Genomic DNA, 16,162 nt, shown 5'->3' with positions numbered 1-16,162 from the left:
TCCTTTTGTGGTTGTCAGGATTCGGACCCAAAGCGTAGTCCAGAGAGGCAAGGATTGCCCAGGCGACTAAATTACTGTCACACGACTGCAATAATTCCGTTATCTAATGCGGCGCAAGACAGTTAAATGACAAGAGGATTTAGCATGGTTGGCAGGAGCATTCTGATCGTTGACGACGAAGCGCCCATTCGCGAGATGATCGCCGTTGCGTTGGAAATGGCCGGCTATGACTGCCTGGAGGCGGAGAACTCCCAGCAGGCCCATGCCATTATCGTCGACCGCAAGCCGGACCTGATCCTGCTGGACTGGATGCTGCCCGGCACCTCCGGCATCGAACTGGCCCGCCGCCTCAAGCGTGACGAGCTGACCGGGGATATCCCGATCATCATGCTCACCGCCAAGGGCGAAGAGGACAACAAGATCCAGGGCCTGGAAGTCGGCGCCGATGACTACATCACCAAGCCCTTTTCCCCACGGGAACTGGTCGCCCGTCTGAAAGCCGTTCTGCGCCGTGCCGGCCCCACCGATGGTGAAGCGCCTATCGAAGTCGACGGCCTGATCCTTGACCCGATCAGCCACCGCGTAACCATCGACGGCAAACCCGCCGAGATGGGCCCCACCGAATACCGCCTGCTGCAATTCTTCATGACCCACCAGGAGCGCGCCTACACCCGCGGCCAACTGCTGGACCAGGTCTGGGGCGGCAACGTGTATGTGGAGGAGCGCACCGTCGACGTGCATATCCGCCGCCTGCGCAAAGCCTTGGGCGACGCTTACGAGAATCTGGTACAAACCGTGCGCGGCACCGGCTACCGGTTTTCCACCAAAGGCTGAGCCAGCCCGAACTGCCCAGACAGCTGAAAGGACGCGTGTTTAAGTGAACCAAAACTGGCATGGCACCCTGATCCGCCACATGCTCCTGTTGATCACCGGCTGCCTGCTGGTGGGCCTGGTCAGCGGCTATTACGGCTGGAGCCTGGCCGTCGGCCTGGGCCTTTACCTGGGCTGGACCCTCAAGCAACTGCTGCGCCTGCACGAATGGCTGCGCCAGCACAAACCCGACGAAGCACCACCCGACGGCTACGGCCTGTGGGGCGAGGTGTTCGACAGCATCTACCACTTGCAACGCCGCGACCAGCGTGTACGCGGGCGCCTGCAAGCGGTGATCGACCGGGTACAGGAGTCCACCGCCGCACTGAAAGACGCGGTGATCATGCTCGACAGCGACGGCAACCTGGAATGGTGGAACCGCGCCGCAGAGACCTTGCTGGGCCTCAAGACGCCCCAGGACAGCGGCCAGCCGGTGACCAACCTGGTGCGCCACCCGCGTTTCAAGGAGTATTTCGAGCAGGACAACTACGAAGAAGCCCTGGAAATCCCGTCACCGACCAACGACCGCGTGCGTATCCAGCTGTACCTGACGCGCTACGGCAATAACGAACACTTGATGCTGGTGCGCGATGTCACACGCATCCATCAGCTGGAACAGATGCGCAAGGACTTCGTCGCCAACGTCTCCCACGAACTGCGCACACCGCTGACGGTGATCTGCGGTTATCTGGAGACGCTGCTCGATAACGTCGAAGACGTGAACCCGCGCTGGACCCGTGCCCTGCAACAGATGCAGCAGCAAGGCTCGCGCATGCAAACCCTGCTTAACGACCTGCTGTTGCTGGCCAAGCTGGAAGCCACCGATTACCCCTCGGACAACCATCCGGTGCCGGTGCAAAGCCTGTTGCAGACGATCAAGAGCGACGCCCAGGCATTGTCCGGGCAGCGTGAACAGCAGATCACCCTTGAAGCCGACCCATCGATCCTGCTCAAGGGCAGTGAGGGCGAGTTGCGCAGCGCGTTTTCCAACCTGGTGTTCAACGCCGTCAAATACACCCAGGACAAAGGCAACATCCGCATCCGCTGGTGGGCCGACGACCAGGGCGCACACCTCAGCGTGCAGGACTCCGGGATGGGTATCGACGCCAAGCATTTGCCGCGCCTCACCGAGCGTTTCTACCGCGTCGACTCCAGCCGCAACTCCAACACCGGCGGCACCGGGCTCGGCCTGGCCATCGTCAAACATGTGCTGCTGCGCCATCGCGCGCGGCTGGAAATCAGTAGCGTGCTCGGCCACGGCAGTACCTTTACCTGCCATTTCCCGCCGGCCCAGGTGACACATTCCCGGGTCCTTCATCAGGACGAGTGACCCTCCGCCCGGAAGCCGCCACTAGGCAAGCGCCCCGTCAGCCGCTACATTGGCGGACTTGCGCCTGCCTTTCAGGCCCACCTGCTCACCCTTTTCGATTAGACGGAACCCGCAAAACCCCATCATGGACCCTTCCCCTGGCATCACCCTCGCGACACTCTTCGCCGACTTCGGCATGATTCTTTTTGCACTGATCCTGGTACTGCTCAACGGCTTTTTCGTTGCGGCGGAATTTGCCATGGTCAAACTGCGCTCGACCCGGGTCGAGGCCATCGCCCACAAGAACGGCTGGCGCGGGCAGATCCTGCGCACCGTACACAGCCAGCTCGACGCCTATCTGTCGGCCTGCCAGTTGGGTATCACTCTCGCCTCCCTGGGCCTGGGCTGGGTCGGTGAGCCGGCCTTCGCGCACATCCTCGAGCCGTTGCTGGGGGCGATCGGTGTGCAGTCGCCGGAAGTGATCAAGGGCGTGTCGTTCTTTGCCGCCTTCTTCGTGATCTCGTACCTGCACATCGTGGTTGGTGAACTGGCGCCCAAGTCCTGGGCCATTCGCAAGCCCGAGTTGCTGTCGCTGTGGACCGCCGTGCCGCTGTACCTGTTCTACTGGGCCATGTACCCGGCGATCTACCTGCTCAACGCCAGTGCCAACGCCATCCTGCGCATCGCCGGCCAAGGCGAGCCTGGCCCGCACCACGAGCACCATTACAGCCGTGAAGAACTGAAACTGATCCTGCACTCCAGCCGTGGCCAGGACCCGAGCGACCAAGGCATGCGCGTGTTGGCCTCCGCCGTGGAAATGGGCGAGCTGGAAGTGGTGGACTGGGCCAACTCCCGGGAAGACCTGGTGACCCTGGACTTCAACGCACCGCTCAAGGAAATCCTGGCGCTGTTCCGTCGCCACAAGTTCAGCCGCTACCCGGTGTACGACGCCGTGCGCAACGAGTTCGTCGGCCTGCTGCACATCAAGGACCTGCTGCTGGAACTGGCGGCCCTGGACCACATTCCCGAGTCGTTCAACCTGGCCGAGCTGACCCGCCCGCTGGAACGCGTATCGCGCCATATGCCGCTGTCGCAACTGCTCGAGCAGTTCCGTAAAGGCGGCGCGCACTTCGCCCTGGTGGAAGAGGCCGACGGCAAGGTCATCGGCTACCTGACCATGGAAGACGTTCTGGAAGTACTGGTAGGCGACATCCAGGACGAACACCGCAAGGCCGAGCGCGGCATCCTCGCTTACCAGCCGGGCAAATTGCTGGTGCGTGGCGACACGCCGCTGTTCAAGGTGGAGCGCCTGCTGGGCGTCGACCTGGACCACATCGAGGCCGAAACCCTGGCCGGGCTGATCTACGACACCCTGAAACGGGTGCCGGAAGAGGAAGAAGTGCTGGAAGTCGAAGGCCTGCGCATCATCATCAAGAAGATGAAAGGGCCGAAGATCGTGTTGGCCAAGGTGCTATTGCTCGACTAGGGCACACCCCCTGTAGGAGCGAGCTTGCTCGCGAAGGACGTTAACAATAACGCTGGGACCCTGACACCCGGCAGCGCCCTCAGGTTTTTCGCGAGCAAGCTCGCTCCTACAAAAGCCTTACCGCGTGCCCAGCGCAAAGTTGGGCAACGCCTGCACCGGCTGGTTGAATTCATAGGGAATCGACACCAGCCCCGACGCCGTCGTGCGCTGCACCACAAAATGCAGATGCGGCCCGCTGCTGTTGCCGGTATTGCCCGACAGCGCCAGCGGGCTGCCCACCGCCACGCGCTGCCCTTCCCTGACGCTGACCGACCCTTGCTTGAGGTGCAGGTACACGCCTTGCGTGCCGTCATCGTGCTGCACCCGCACGAAATTGCCCGATGGATCGCTGCCGCGCCCGGTCTGCTCGTTCTCGGTTTTCAGTACGACACCGCCACGTGCCGCGATGATTGGCGTGCCTTCAGGCATGGCAATGTCCATCGCATAACGGCTTTTGAGCTCGGAGTGGCTGAAGGTACCGTTGGGGCCTTGGGTGAGACGGAACGGACCGCCACGCCAGGGCAAGGGATAACGATAGGAAGCGGGTTGCGACGGATATACAGGCTTGGGAATCACCCGCTCCTGATACACAAACGCCTGCGCCCCGGGCGTGTACCGGTCGCTGAAGACCACAGCGCCGTCAGCATCGATAGACTTGTAGAGGGTCATGGACATCGCCGGCATGACAACGGCGAACAGTCCACACAACAGCAGTGAGCGCACGAGCATCGGGTTGGCCTGCCAGGGACGACTGAATGGCAGGCTAACAAGGGATCATGACAGTGCTATGTGAACCAAACACTAACCCTGTGGCGAGGGGGCTTGTCCCCCGTTGGGCTGCGCAGCGGCCCCAGTAGAGTTATCGCGCAGGGTCAGGCAGAACTCAATTACAGGGTTTGGGGCCGCTACGCAGCCCAACGGGGGACAAGCCCCCTCGCCACAGGTTTTTTGGAGACCCCATCAAGTCACGCACCCGGCACAAAATGCTTCTGTGCGGTCCCGCGGGCGATCAGCCGCGAAATGTAGTCAAGCTTCTGCGCATCCTGGTCGATAAACCGGAAGGTCAGTTGCAGCCAGTCACTGTCGGGCTTGGGCTCGTAGGCCACCACGGCATGCAGGTAGCCATTCAGACGCGCCACTTCAGCGTTCTCACCCTGCTCCAGGTCGAGCACGGCGCTTTCCAGTACCTGAGGCAGGATTTCACCACGACGCACCACCAGCAGCGCCTCCTTGATACTCAGGGCCTTGATCACACACTGCTGGGTGCCACTGGACAGGCGCAGCTGGCCCTGGCCACGACCGCTGGCAGGCGACGCTGCCGCAGCCACCTGCACCGGCGGGCTGTTGAGCAGGCCTTTGCTGGGCGCGGCCACCGGGGCCGGCTTGACTGCGTCAGGCTTGCCACCAGTGAGGGCGCTGAGGGAATCGTTACCGAACGCCGAGTTCATCTTGGTCGGTGCGCTGGCGATCAGCGCGTCGAGGCGGCCAATCTTGTTCAGTGCCTGCTTGACCTTGTTCAGCAACTGCTCGTTGGTGAATGGCTTGCTGACGTAGCCGGAAACCCCGGCCTGGATCGCCTGCACCACGTTTTCCTTGTCGCCACGGCTGGTCACCATGACGAAAGGCATGGCTTTGAGATGAGGCTGTTCACGGCACCAGGTCAACAGTTCCAGGCCGGACATTTCCGGCATTTCCCAGTCGCACAGCACCATGTCGAAGGTTTCGCGCATCAGGATGGCCTGGGCCTTTTTGCCGTTCACCGCATCTTCGATCTTGATCCCCGGGAAGTAGTTACGCAGGCACTTCTTCACCAGGTCGCGAATAAACGAGGCGTCATCCACCACCAATACACTGACTTTGCTCATCGACCCTTCATCCTATAAAAACCCCGGCAAGCATAACGCTTCGCTGATGGCGTTTTGCCAAAAATTCCAACACCACAAACGAAAACGCCCGACCAAAGGCCGGGCGTTTATTTCTCGGGCAATCTTACTTATCGTCAGGAACGCCCGGAACATTAGGGATTTGATCGGTCGTACCTTCAACTTCTGCTTTCATCCGCTTGAGGCCCATGTGCCGCACGTCGGTACCCCGCACCAGGTAAATCACCAGTTCCGAGATGTTGCGTGCGTGGTCGCCGATGCGTTCCAGCGAACGCAATACCCAGATGATGCTCAGTACCCGCGAGATAGAGCGCGGGTCTTCCATCATGTAGGTCGCCAGTTCGCGCAGCGCCGTCTTGTATTCGCGGTCGATGGTCTTGTCGTATTGGGCCACCGACAACGCCAGCTCGGCGTCGAAACGGGCAAACGCGTCGAGGGCGTCGCGAACCATGTTGCGCACCTGGTCACCGATGTGGCGCACTTCGACATAACCACGCGGCGCTTCGCCTTCCTCACACAACTGGATGGCGCGGCGGGCGATCTTGGTGGCTTCGTCACCGATGCGCTCCAGGTCGATCACCGACTTGGAGATGCTGATGATCAAACGCAGGTCGGACGCCGCCGGCTGACGACGGGCCAGGATGCGCAGGCATTCTTCGTCGATGTTGCGTTCCATCTGGTTGATCTGGTCATCGATCTCGCGCACTTGCTGGGCCAGGCCCGAGTCGGCCTCGATCAGCGCGGTGACGGCGTCGTTGACTTGCTTCTCCACCAGCCCGCCCATGGCCAGGAGGTGGCTGCGCACCTCCTCAAGCTCGGCGTTGAACTGCGCGGAGATGTGATGGGTAAGGCCTTCTTTGCTAATCATGTTGGCGTCCTTGGAACGTCCAGTAAGGTGCGGTCGACCGCAGCATCAGTTCAGTGAGCAACCAGCCACCTGCTAGCCGTAGCGACCGGTGATGTAGTCTTCGGTCTGCTTCTTCGCCGGGTTGGTGAACAGGGTATCGGTGTCGCCAAATTCCACCAGCTTGCCCATGTACATGAACGCGGTGTAGTCGGAAACCCGCGCCGCCTGTTGCATGTTGTGGGTCACGATGACGATGGTGAACTTGGATTTGAGTTCGTAGATCAGCTCTTCGACTTTCAACGTGGAGATGGGGTCGAGTGCCGAGCACGGTTCGTCGAGCAGCAGCACTTCCGGCTCCACGGCGATGGTGCGGGCGATCACCAGGCGTTGCTGCTGGCCGCCGGACAAACCGAGGGCCGACTCGTGCAGGCGGTCCTTGACCTCGTCCCACAGCGCCGCGCCTTTCAGTGCCCACTCAACGGCTTCGTCGAGGACGCGCTTTTTGTTGATGCCCTGGATGCGCAGGCCGTAGACCACGTTTTCGTAGATGGTCTTGGGAAACGGGTTGGGCTTCTGGAACACCATGCCCACCCGGCGCCGCAGCTCGGCCACGTCTTCGCCCTTGCGGTAGATGTTGGTGCCGTACAGGTTGATCGCGCCCTCGACGCGGCAGCCGTCCACCAGATCGTTCATCCGGTTGAAGGTGCGCAGCAGGGTCGACTTGCCGCAACCGGACGGGCCGATGAAGGCGGTCACGCGCTGCTTCGGAATGTTCATGCTGACGTCGTACAGCGCCTGCTTGTCGCCGTAGTACAGGCTCAGGCCCGGGACTTCGATGGCCACGGTTTCCTGGGCCAGGCTCAGGCTCTGCTTGTCGCGACCCAGGGCTGACATGTTGATGCCGTGGGAATGGGTTTCATGTTGCATGGGATGCTCCCTGTGCTACCAATTCGTTTTGTGGGAGCGGGCTTGCTCGCGAAGGCGTCAGGTCAGTTGACCCATGTATGACTGATACACCGCATTCGCGAGCAAGCCCGCTCCCACATTTAGTCCGCGTTCACTTCAATTAACTGTCCAGCGCTTTGTATTTTTCGCGCAGGTGGTTACGAATCCACACCGCCGACAGGTTGAGCGTGGCGATCACCAGCACCAGCAGCAAGGCGGTGGCGTACACCAGCGGCCGCGCGGCTTCGACGTTGGGGCTCTGGAAGCCGACGTCATAAATATGGAAGCCCAGGTGCATGATCTTCTGGTCCAGATGCAGGTACGGGTAGTTGCCGTCCACCGGCAGCGACGGCGCCAGTTTCACCACACCCACCAGCATCAGCGGCGCCACTTCACCCGCGGCGCGGGCCACGGCGAGGATCATGCCGGTCATCATCGCCGGGCTGGCCATCGGCAGCACGATCTTCCACAGCGTTTCCGCCTTGGTCGCGCCCAGTGCCAAAGAACCTTCACGTACGGTGCGAGGAATCCGCGCCAGGCCTTCTTCAGTGGCCACGATCACCACCGGTACCGCCAGCAGCGCCAGGGTCAGGGATGCCCAGAGCAGGCCAGGCGTACCAAAGGTCGGTGCCGGCAAGGCCTCGGCGAAGAACAGCCGGTCAACCGAGCCGCCCAGTACGTACACAAAGAAGCCAAGGCCGAACACGCCGTAAACGATGGCGGGTACACCGGCCAGGTTGTTCACCGCGATGCGGATGATCCGCGTCAGGGTGTTCTGCTTGGCGTATTCACGCAGGTACACCGCCGCCAGCACGCCGAACGGGGTCACGATCATCGCCATGATCAGGGTCATCATCACGGTGCCGAAGATCGCCGGGAAAATCCCGCCTTCGGTGTTGGCTTCCCGTGGATCGTCGCTGAGGAATTCCCAGACCTTGCTGAAGTAGAAACCAACCTTGGTCATGTAGCCCATGGCGTTCGGCTGGTAAGCGTGCACCACCTTGCCAATGCCGATTTCGATTTCTTTGCCGTTGGCATCGCGGGCGGTCAGGCTGTCGCGGTTGAACTGGGTGTGCAGGTCGGCCAGGCGGGCTTCGATATCCTTGTAGCGGTTGTTCAGTTCGGCGCGGCCGCTGTCCATGTCGGCCTGGGCGGTGGCGTCCAGCTTGCCTTCCAGCTCCAGCTTGCGACCGTGCAGGCGGATGCGTTCGAGGCCGGCGTTGATGGCGCCGATGTCGGACTTCTCGAGGGTCTTGAGCTGGGCCGCGAGCTTGTTGACGCGGTCCACGCGGGCTTGCAGTTCCGGCCAGGCCGCCTCGCCTTCGGCGATCACCTTGCCGTCCTGCTTGACGTTGACCAGGGTGCCGTAGAAGTTGCCCCACTCACGACGCTCGATGGCCATCAACTCGACCGGCTTGGTCTGGTTGGTCAGCCACTCGCCGACGATCCAGGTGAAGTCATTGCCGTTCAAGTCACGGTTGCCGACCTTGATCAGCTCGCGGGTCATGAACTCCGGGCCTTGGTCCGGCACCGGCAAGCCAGCGCTTTTCAGGCGCTCGCGGGGCACTTCTTCTTTCTGCACCACTTCGCCGACGACGATGTGATTTTCCTGGCCCGGCACGTTGTAGTTGGCCTGGATCAGGTCGGCCGGCCAGAAGTGGCCCAGGCCACGCACGGCAATCACGGCCAGCAAACCAATGGTCATGATGACCGCGATGGACACCGCGCCACCGCTGATCCAGACGCCCGGGGCGCCGCTCTTGAACCATCCATTCAGGGAGTTCTGTTTCACAGACTTCTACCTTTCTTAAAGCGACGAGTATTTCTTGCGCAGACGCTGACGAATCAGCTCGGCGAGGGTGTTCATGATGAAGGTGAACAGCAGCAGCACCAGCGCCGAGAGGAACAGCACGCGGTAGTGGCTGCCGCCGACTTCCGATTCGGGCATTTCCACCGCGACGTTGGCTGCCAGGGTGCGCAGGCCTTCAAACAGGTTCATCTCCATCACCGGCGTGTTGCCGGTGGCCATCAGCACGATCATGGTTTCACCGACCGCGCGGCCCATGCCGATCATCAGCGCCGAGAAGATGCCCGGGCTGGCGGTCAGGATCACGACGCGGGTCATGGTCTGCCATGGCGTGGCGCCCAGGGCCAGGGAGCCCAGGGTCAGGCCGCGCGGCACGCTGAACACGGCGTCTTCGGCGATGGAGTAGATGTTCGGGATCACCGCGAAACCCATGGCCAGGCCGACTACCAGGGCGTTGCGCTGGTCGTAGGTGATGCCCAGGTCGTGGGAGATCCACATGCGCATGTCGCCGCCGAAGAACCAGGTTTCCAGGTACGGGCTCATGTACAACGAGAGCCAGCCCACAAACAGGATGACCGGGATCAGGATCGCGCTTTCCCAGCCATCCGGGACCCGCAGGCGGATCGACTCAGGCAGGCGGCTGAAGACGAAGCCGGCCACCAGGATGCCGATCGGCAGCAGCATCAGCAGGCTGAAAATCCCCGGCAAATGCCCTTCGACATACGGCGCCAGGAACAGGCCGGCGAAGAAGCCGAGGATCACCGTCGGCATCGCTTCCATCAATTCGATCACCGGCTTGACCTTGCGGCGCAGGCTCGGGGCCATGAAGTAAGCGGTGTAGATCGCAGCGGCAACGGCCAGTGGTGCGGCCAGCAGCATGGCGTAGAACGCGGCCTTCAGGGTACCGAAGGTCAGGGGCGCCAGGCTCATCTTGGGTTCGAAATCGGTGTTGGCGGCGGTCGATTGCCAGACGTATTTAGGTTCGTCGTAGTTTTCGTACCAGACCTTGCTCCACAGCGCGCTCCAGGAAACTTCCGGGTGCGGGTTGTCCAGCAGCAGCGGTTGAAGCTTGCCGCCGGCCTCGACGATCACCCGGTTGGCCCGTGGCGACATGCCGAAGATACCGTTGCCGTCGACCACCTGGTCCACCAGCAACGTACGGTGGGCAGTGCTGTGGAACACACCGAACTTGCCGGAAGCGTCGAGGGCGGTGAAGCCTTTGCGACGTTCTTCAGCAGTGATTTCAACGATAGGCGCGGTGCCCATCTGGAAGGTACGGATCTGCTTCAGGCGTTGTTCGCCGTCCGGGTCGCGGGCCATGAACCACTGCGCCAGGCCACCGCTGGAGTTACCGATGATCAGCGAGATGCCGCCCACCAGTTGGGTGCTGGCCGTGACTTGCGCCACGCCGTCTTCCAATAATTTGTAGCGACCGTTGAGGCTCTTGTCCCGCAGGCTGAAAACGTCGGCCTGGGCGCGACCGTTGATCACGTACAGCCACTGCTGGCGCGGATCAACGAAGATGGCTTTGACCGGCTCGGTCATTTGCGGCAGTTCGATGCGCTTCTGCTCGGTGGTGACTTCCTCGGTCATCATGTTTTCTTCACGGCTGATGGACAGCACGTTCAGATGGGCACCACTGGAACCGGCCACCACCAGCGTCGAGTCGGTCGCGTTCAAGGCGACATGCTCAAGGGAGCGGCCCTGTTCGTCGAGGACGATTGGTGTTTCGCCGTAAGGGTATTCGACGGCGGGCGAGATGGTCTTCTTGCCGTCCGGGTACGACACTTTATAGGTGTGACGGAACACCAGGGACTGGCCGTTGGACAGGCCGAGGATCACCAGCGGGCTGCCGGGCTGGTCTTCACCAATGGAGGCGACTGTCACGCCCGCCGGCAACGGCAGGTCAACGCGCTTGAGTTCGGCACCCGTGTCAACGTTGAAGAACAGCGCCTGGCCCTTGTCGGAAACCCGCATGGCGACCTGGTTCTGTTCTTCCATAGAGATCATCAGCGGCTTGCCGGCGTCCTGCAGCCAGGCAGGCGCGAGGGCCTCTTCCTTGGTCAGGTTGGCGCCGTGGAACAGCGGCGCGACCACGTAGGCGAGGAAGAAGAAGATCAAGGTGATCGCGCCCAGGACGGCGAGGCCGCCAATCAGCACGTACCAGCGGGTCAGGCGATCCTTGAGCGCGCGGATGCGGCGCTTGCGTTGCAGCTCAGGCGTATTGAAATCAATGCGCTTGGGGGGAGAAGTCGTCGTCATGGTGGAATTGGCCAGATCATTCATGCGCACACCCTAGCGATCCTGTATGACAGAAAGATGACAATGCAGTGACGCAAGAAATCCGCCGCGTAGCAGGGCTGGCAGCGGATTAAAAAATGGGAGGCGAGGTCCAGGTCTTACAGACCCCGCCCGGGCCTTGAACCGTGGGTAAACCGCGGTTCCAGGCAGGTTTACCGGCGGCTTATTTGCCACCTTCTTTCAGGCCCAGGTCAGCCAGGGCCTTGGCGGCAACTTTGGCTGGCAGCGGGATGTAGCCGTCTTTCACTACCACTTCCTGGCCCTGTTTGGACAGAACCAGCTTCACGAACTCGGCTTCCAGCGGGGCCAGAGGCTTGTTCGGGGCTTTGTTGACGTAGACGTAGAGGAAGCGCGACAGCGGGTATTTGCCGTTCAGGGCGTTTTCTTCGCTGTCTTCGATGAAGTCAGTGCTGCCTTTCTTGGCCAGGGCCACGGTTTTCACGCTGGCGGTTTTGTAACCGATGCCCGAGTAACCGATGCCGTTCAGCGAGGAGCTGATGGACTGCACAACCGACGCCGAACCAGGTTGTTCGTTCACGTTAGGCTTGTAGTCGCCTTTGCACAGGGCTTCTTCCTTGAAGTAGCCGTAGGTGCCGGATACCGAGTTGCGACCGAACAGTTGCACTGGCTTGTTGGCCAGGTCGCCGGTCACGCCCAGGTCGCCCCAGGTCTTGACGTCAGCCTTGGCGCCGCACAGACGAGTCGAGGAGAAGATCGCGTCGACTTGTTCCATGGTCAGGTGCTGGATCGGGTTGTCCTTGTGCACGAACACGGCCAGGGCATCCACGGCAACCGGGATCGCGGTTGGCTTGTAGCCGTACTTCTGCTCGAAGGCAGCCAGCTCGGTGTCCTTCATCTTGCGGCTCATCGGGCCCAGGTTGGAGGTGCCTTCAGTCAGTGCAGGAGGTGCAGTGGCGGAGCCGGCGGCCTGAATCTGGATGTTGACGTTCGGGTATTCCTTTTTGTAACCCTCAGCCCACAGGGTCATCAGGTTTGCCAGGGTATCGGAACCAACGCTGGACAGGTTGCCCGACACACCAGTGGTCTTCACGTAAGCCGGAATCGCCGGGTCAACACCAGCGGCTACCGCGTTAGCGGTCGCAACGCCAGCAGCGACAAAAGTCATTGCCGCCATCAAACGTTTCAGTTTCATGCCTTGCTCCTAGCAGATAGGGATAGTTGGATCGGGGCCAAGTATCGGTAGGCCGTGTGAACACTCTATGTCTGGAATATGACAATTAGATGAAAGGCCAGCATTTATGAAAAAGCTGACAGGAAGGAGAAACGTCAATAAATCCGGGGCTTGCGAGGAGGTTGGAGCGATTTCGTGGAAACAATCTGTAATTGTTGTAAGGCAAAATCTGTGGCGAGGGAGCTTGCTCCCGCTGGGTCGCGTAGCGGTCCCCAGAATGGAACCGCTGCGCAGTTCAACGGGAGCAAGCTCCCTCGCCACAAGGTTGTCCGGCAGTTTTCAAAAACGTGTCAGCGCCCGCGCTTCCACAGGTACCCACCCACCGCCATCCCCATCACGCACAGGGCCGCCACGTAGTAAGCAGGGCCCATCGGGCTTTCCTTCATCAGCAGCGACACCGCTAACGGCGTCAGGCCACCGAATACGGCGTAGGCGACGTTGTAGGAGAACGACAAACCGCTGAAACGCACCACCGGCGGGAACGCTTTCACCATGACATAGGGCACCACGCCAATGGTGCCTACAAACAGGCCGGTCAAGGCGTACAGCGGGAACAGCCAGTCCGGGTGAGCCATCAGGCTGTGATAGAGCGTCCAGGACGTTGCCAGCAACAAGGCACAACCGATGATCAGCACGCGCCCGGCACCAAAACGGTCGGCCAGGGCGCCGGAAGCGATACACCCCAGGCTCAGGGTGACGATGGCCAGGCTATTGGCCTGCAGCGCCACCGTTGGGCTGAAGTGGTAGATCGTTTGCAGCACGGTCGGCGTCATCAGGATAACCACGACCACACCGGCCGACAGCAGCCAGGTCAACAGCATCGACAGTACGATGGCGCCACGATGGTCACGCAACACCGCGCGCAACGGCAGCTCGGCCGCCAGGGTCTTGCGCTGCTGCATCTCGGCGAAGATCGGGGTTTCGTGCAGCCAGCGACGCAGGTACACCGACAACAGGCCGAACACACCCCCCAGCAGGAACGGAATGCGCCAGGCGTAATCCGACACCTGTTCCGGGCTGTAGAGCGTGTTGATGGCGGTGGCCACCAGCGAACCCAACAGGATGCCGGCCGTCAGGCCGCTGGTCAGGGTGCCGCAGGCATAACCGATGTGACGGGGCGGCACGTGCTCGGATACGAACACCCACGCGCCCGGCACTTCACCGCCAATCGCCGCGCCCTGGATCACGCGCATCAGCAGCAACAGGATCGGCGCCCACAGGCCGATCTGCGCGTAGGTCGGCAGCAGGCCCATGATCAGGGTCGGCACGGCCATCATGAAGATGCTCAGGGTGAACATCTTCTTGCGCCCCAGCAGGTCGCCGAAGTGCGCCATGATGATCCCGCCCAGCGGCCGCGCCAGGTAGCCGGCGGCGAAGATGCCGAAGGTCTGCATCATGCGCAGCCATTCGGGCATGTCCGCCGGGAAGAACAGCTTCCCGACTACCGTCGCAAAAAATACGAAGATGATGAAGTCGTAGAACTCCAGCGCCCCGCCCAAGGCAGACAGCGACAGGGTTTTGTAGTCGTTGCGGGTCAGCGGGCGCGACGGTTGCGCACTGCTTGCGGGCACGGAGGACATGGCAAGGCTTCTCTTATAGTAGTCAGGACGGCAAGCCCGGGACTTGCGGCAGGCTTGGCAAGATAGCAAATCGCTTGAAAAAGCACAGCGTTGAGCCGTTAACAGTTCAGATCCGCGAAATATTTCCGTAGCAGACGTGCAATTAATATGAGCAGGAGCACAGTTGCCGGAAAAAGCCGCGATACAGCGTCTATTTACCGACCAAATGAGCGTCGGGAGGTCGTCGTGGCGCCGACGGCTCGATATACTCGGCCCTTGCAAGCGCCAGACCCGCATCCTTGAGGGGCTGCTGTGCCAAAACGCCGTTGGTTATACACCAGCCGATTTGGCAGAGTTTCCCTTTAGTACGCCTTACGAGAAACGCATCGAGCGGTGTATGTTGGTGCTGAAACGTTTTTCCAGAAGACGGCTATCCACTTGAAATACCCATGAAGCGTCACGGGTCAGAGGCACCGGCATGATCGAACTCGAACAAGAAGATCCTATCCCGCAAGGCGATCTCGCCCTGCAAATCACCGCACTCCCGCGTGAAACCAACGGTTTCGGCGACATCTTCGGCGGCTGGCTGGTCGCGCAGATGGACCTGGCCGGCACCGCCATGGCGAGCAAGGTTGCCGGTGGCCGCGTAGCCACCGTGGCGATTGATCGCATGGCATTCCTGGTGCCCGTGGCCGTCGGCGCGCAGTTGTCCTTCTACACCCAAGCCCTGGAAATCGGCCGCAGCTCGATCCAGATGATGGTCGAAGTGTGGAGCGACGACCCGCTGTCCAGCGAATGGCGCAAGGTGACCGAGGCGGTGTTTGTGTTCGTTGCCATCGATGGCAGCGGCCGCACCCGCTCGGTTCCGTCGCGGGCGCGTTAAACATCGCGACGTTTTGACGGTCCATTGCCCCATTGTCTGCCATTGAGAGCGCGCGCCTATGTCTACGCCCAACATTGAAACCGTAAAACTGGATGAGCTGAACGCTTGGCGCATCCGCCACAACGGCGCCGAATTGGTGGTGGCCCAGCAAGGCGCGCACATCGTGAGTTACCAGCGCACCGGCGAGAAGCCGCTGATCTGGCCCAACGATCAGGTGGTGTTCAAGAAAGGCAAAGGCATTCGTACCGGCGTGCCGGTGTGCTGGCCGTGGTTTGGTGTGTTCGACCGCAACCCGCAGAGCGTCAAGGCCATGTACCAGGGTGCCGAGCCGGCCGGTGCCCATGGTTTCGTGCGGACCGCTGACTGGACGTTGGCTGGCGTTGAGGCTGAAGGCACAGCGCTGAGGGTTGAGCTGGAACTGCCAGTGCCTGAAGGTGGCTTCCCGGGTTGGCCGCATCAGGTTGACCTGAAGATGAGCATCCTGCTGGATGATCAACTGCACATCCGCCTGACCAGCCACAACCACGGCGCCGAGACCGTCAGCCTCAGCCAGGCGCTGCACAGCTATTTTGCGGTCAGCGATGTACGCAACGTGCAGGTCGACGGCCTGGACGGGCGGGACTATATCGATACCGCCGACGGCTGGACCCAAAAGCAGCAATCCGGGCTGCTGCACTTCACCGCCGAGACCGACCGCATCTACCTCGACACCCCGACTCAAGTGAACATCGTCGATAAAGACTGGCAGCGCCGCGTTCAACTCACCAGCACAGGCTCGCGCTCGACGGTGATCTGGAACCCGTGGACTGAACGTGCCAAGGCTTTCAGCGACATGGCCGACGACGGCTGGCAGGGCATGTTGTGCATCGAGACCGCGAATGTGCTGGACGATGTGGTGACGCTGGCGCCGGGTGAAAGCCATACCCTGGGCGTGAGCATCAGCGGTATCGCCCTGTAACCCCAATCAAAAATGTGGGAGCGGGCTTGCTCGCGAATGCGGTGTTCCAGTTAGTGCATGTGCTGACTGACACACCGCATTCG

At 61.3% G+C, this 16,162-nt stretch carries 13 protein-coding genes; 5 read left to right on the top strand and 8 right to left on the bottom strand.

Annotation, left to right across the window (positions count from 1 at the left end):
* The first annotated feature begins 144 nt into the window (after positions 1-144).
* The 3 genes from phoB to AC3WKX_RS00055 all read left to right on the top strand — a co-directional run bounded on the left by phoB (position 145) and on the right by AC3WKX_RS00055 (position 3,665).
* Positions 145-834, top strand: coding sequence for a phosphate regulon transcriptional regulator PhoB (gene phoB / locus AC3WKX_RS00065; RefSeq protein ID WP_003195617.1), 690 nt, complete (start codon positions 145-147; stop codon positions 832-834).
* Between the two features lie 43 nt (positions 835-877).
* The gene (gene phoR, locus AC3WKX_RS00060; protein WP_003213382.1) at positions 878-2,200 is read left to right on the top strand and encodes a phosphate regulon sensor histidine kinase PhoR; all 1,323 of its coding nucleotides are present in this window, start codon (positions 878-880) and stop codon (positions 2,198-2,200) included.
* Positions 2,201-2,324: 124 nt separating this feature from the next.
* Positions 2,325-3,665 carry a hemolysin family protein gene (locus tag AC3WKX_RS00055; protein WP_003213385.1) on the top strand — a complete coding sequence of 447 codons (1,341 nt, stop codon included), beginning with the start codon at positions 2,325-2,327 and terminating at the stop codon, positions 3,663-3,665.
* A gap of 117 nt (positions 3,666-3,782) precedes the next feature.
* Here AC3WKX_RS00055 and AC3WKX_RS00050 read toward each other — a convergent pair whose 3' ends face one another.
* The 8 genes from AC3WKX_RS00050 to AC3WKX_RS00015 all read right to left on the bottom strand — a co-directional run bounded on the left by AC3WKX_RS00050 (position 3,783) and on the right by AC3WKX_RS00015 (position 14,259).
* Positions 3,783-4,433 (bottom strand): M23 family metallopeptidase, encoded by a 651-nt coding sequence (locus tag AC3WKX_RS00050; protein ID WP_102604050.1) that lies wholly within the window; start codon positions 4,431-4,433, stop codon positions 3,783-3,785.
* A 236-nt stretch (positions 4,434-4,669) separates the two neighbouring features.
* Positions 4,670-5,569, bottom strand: a complete 900-nt coding sequence (locus AC3WKX_RS00045; RefSeq protein WP_003213389.1) for a response regulator — start codon at positions 5,567-5,569, stop codon at positions 4,670-4,672.
* Between the two features lie 124 nt (positions 5,570-5,693).
* Complete coding sequence (gene phoU / locus AC3WKX_RS00040) at positions 5,694-6,455, bottom strand: phosphate signaling complex protein PhoU (RefSeq protein ID WP_003213392.1); 762 nt, start codon at positions 6,453-6,455, stop codon at positions 5,694-5,696.
* Positions 6,456-6,527: 72 nt separating this feature from the next.
* Positions 6,528-7,361: a phosphate ABC transporter ATP-binding protein PstB gene (gene pstB, locus AC3WKX_RS00035; protein WP_003213395.1), complete on the bottom strand. Its 834-nt coding sequence runs from the start codon at positions 7,359-7,361 to the stop codon at positions 6,528-6,530.
* 139 nt (positions 7,362-7,500) lie between these two features.
* Positions 7,501-9,171 carry a phosphate ABC transporter permease PstA gene (gene pstA / locus AC3WKX_RS00030; protein WP_008439475.1) on the bottom strand — a complete coding sequence of 557 codons (1,671 nt, stop codon included), beginning with the start codon at positions 9,169-9,171 and terminating at the stop codon, positions 7,501-7,503.
* A gap of 15 nt (positions 9,172-9,186) precedes the next feature.
* Positions 9,187-11,220: an ABC transporter permease subunit gene (locus AC3WKX_RS00025; RefSeq protein WP_173406109.1), complete on the bottom strand. Its 2,034-nt coding sequence runs from the start codon at positions 11,218-11,220 to the stop codon at positions 9,187-9,189.
* Between the two features lie 430 nt (positions 11,221-11,650).
* Positions 11,651-12,640: a phosphate ABC transporter substrate-binding protein PstS gene (locus AC3WKX_RS00020; RefSeq protein WP_003213401.1), complete on the bottom strand. Its 990-nt coding sequence runs from the start codon at positions 12,638-12,640 to the stop codon at positions 11,651-11,653.
* A gap of 329 nt (positions 12,641-12,969) precedes the next feature.
* Positions 12,970-14,259: an MFS transporter gene (locus tag AC3WKX_RS00015; RefSeq protein ID WP_003213403.1), complete on the bottom strand. Its 1,290-nt coding sequence runs from the start codon at positions 14,257-14,259 to the stop codon at positions 12,970-12,972.
* A gap of 457 nt (positions 14,260-14,716) precedes the next feature.
* On the opposite strand from AC3WKX_RS00015, the gene AC3WKX_RS00010 reads away from it, so the two are divergent.
* The gene (locus AC3WKX_RS00010; protein ID WP_003176975.1) at positions 14,717-15,121 is read left to right on the top strand and encodes an acyl-CoA thioesterase; all 405 of its coding nucleotides are present in this window, start codon (positions 14,717-14,719) and stop codon (positions 15,119-15,121) included.
* A 58-nt stretch (positions 15,122-15,179) separates the two neighbouring features.
* A complete protein-coding gene (locus AC3WKX_RS00005) occupies positions 15,180-16,079 on the top strand; it encodes a D-hexose-6-phosphate mutarotase (RefSeq protein ID WP_102604048.1) in 900 nt (299 codons plus the stop codon).
* The last annotated feature ends 83 nt before the right edge of the window (positions 16,080-16,162 follow it).

The organism is Pseudomonas sp. GP01-A4 (assembly GCF_058780865.1).
This window is presented reverse-complemented; position numbering and strand designations above follow the sequence as displayed.

Bases quoted from the DNA above. Each gene is read 5' to 3' on its own strand.
- phoB (WP_003195617.1), top strand. From the start codon at position 145: ATGGTTGGCAGGAGCATTCTGATCGTTGACGACGAAGCGCCCATTCGC.
- AC3WKX_RS00055 (WP_003213385.1), top strand. From the start codon at position 2,325: ATGGACCCTTCCCCTGGCATCACCCTCGCGACACTCTTCGCCGACTTC.
- AC3WKX_RS00050 (WP_102604050.1), bottom strand. From the start codon at position 4,433: ATGCTCGTGCGCTCACTGCTGTTGTGTGGACTGTTCGCCGTTGTCATG.
- AC3WKX_RS00045 (WP_003213389.1), bottom strand. From the start codon at position 5,569: ATGAGCAAAGTCAGTGTATTGGTGGTGGATGACGCCTCGTTTATTCGC.
- phoU (WP_003213392.1), bottom strand. From the start codon at position 6,455: ATGATTAGCAAAGAAGGCCTTACCCATCACATCTCCGCGCAGTTCAAC.
- pstB (WP_003213395.1), bottom strand. From the start codon at position 7,361: ATGCAACATGAAACCCATTCCCACGGCATCAACATGTCAGCCCTGGGT.
- AC3WKX_RS00020 (WP_003213401.1), bottom strand. From the start codon at position 12,640: ATGAAACTGAAACGTTTGATGGCGGCAATGACTTTTGTCGCTGCTGGC.
- AC3WKX_RS00015 (WP_003213403.1), bottom strand. From the start codon at position 14,259: ATGTCCTCCGTGCCCGCAAGCAGTGCGCAACCGTCGCGCCCGCTGACC.
- AC3WKX_RS00010 (WP_003176975.1), top strand. From the start codon at position 14,717: ATGATCGAACTCGAACAAGAAGATCCTATCCCGCAAGGCGATCTCGCC.
- AC3WKX_RS00005 (WP_102604048.1), top strand. From the start codon at position 15,180: ATGTCTACGCCCAACATTGAAACCGTAAAACTGGATGAGCTGAACGCT.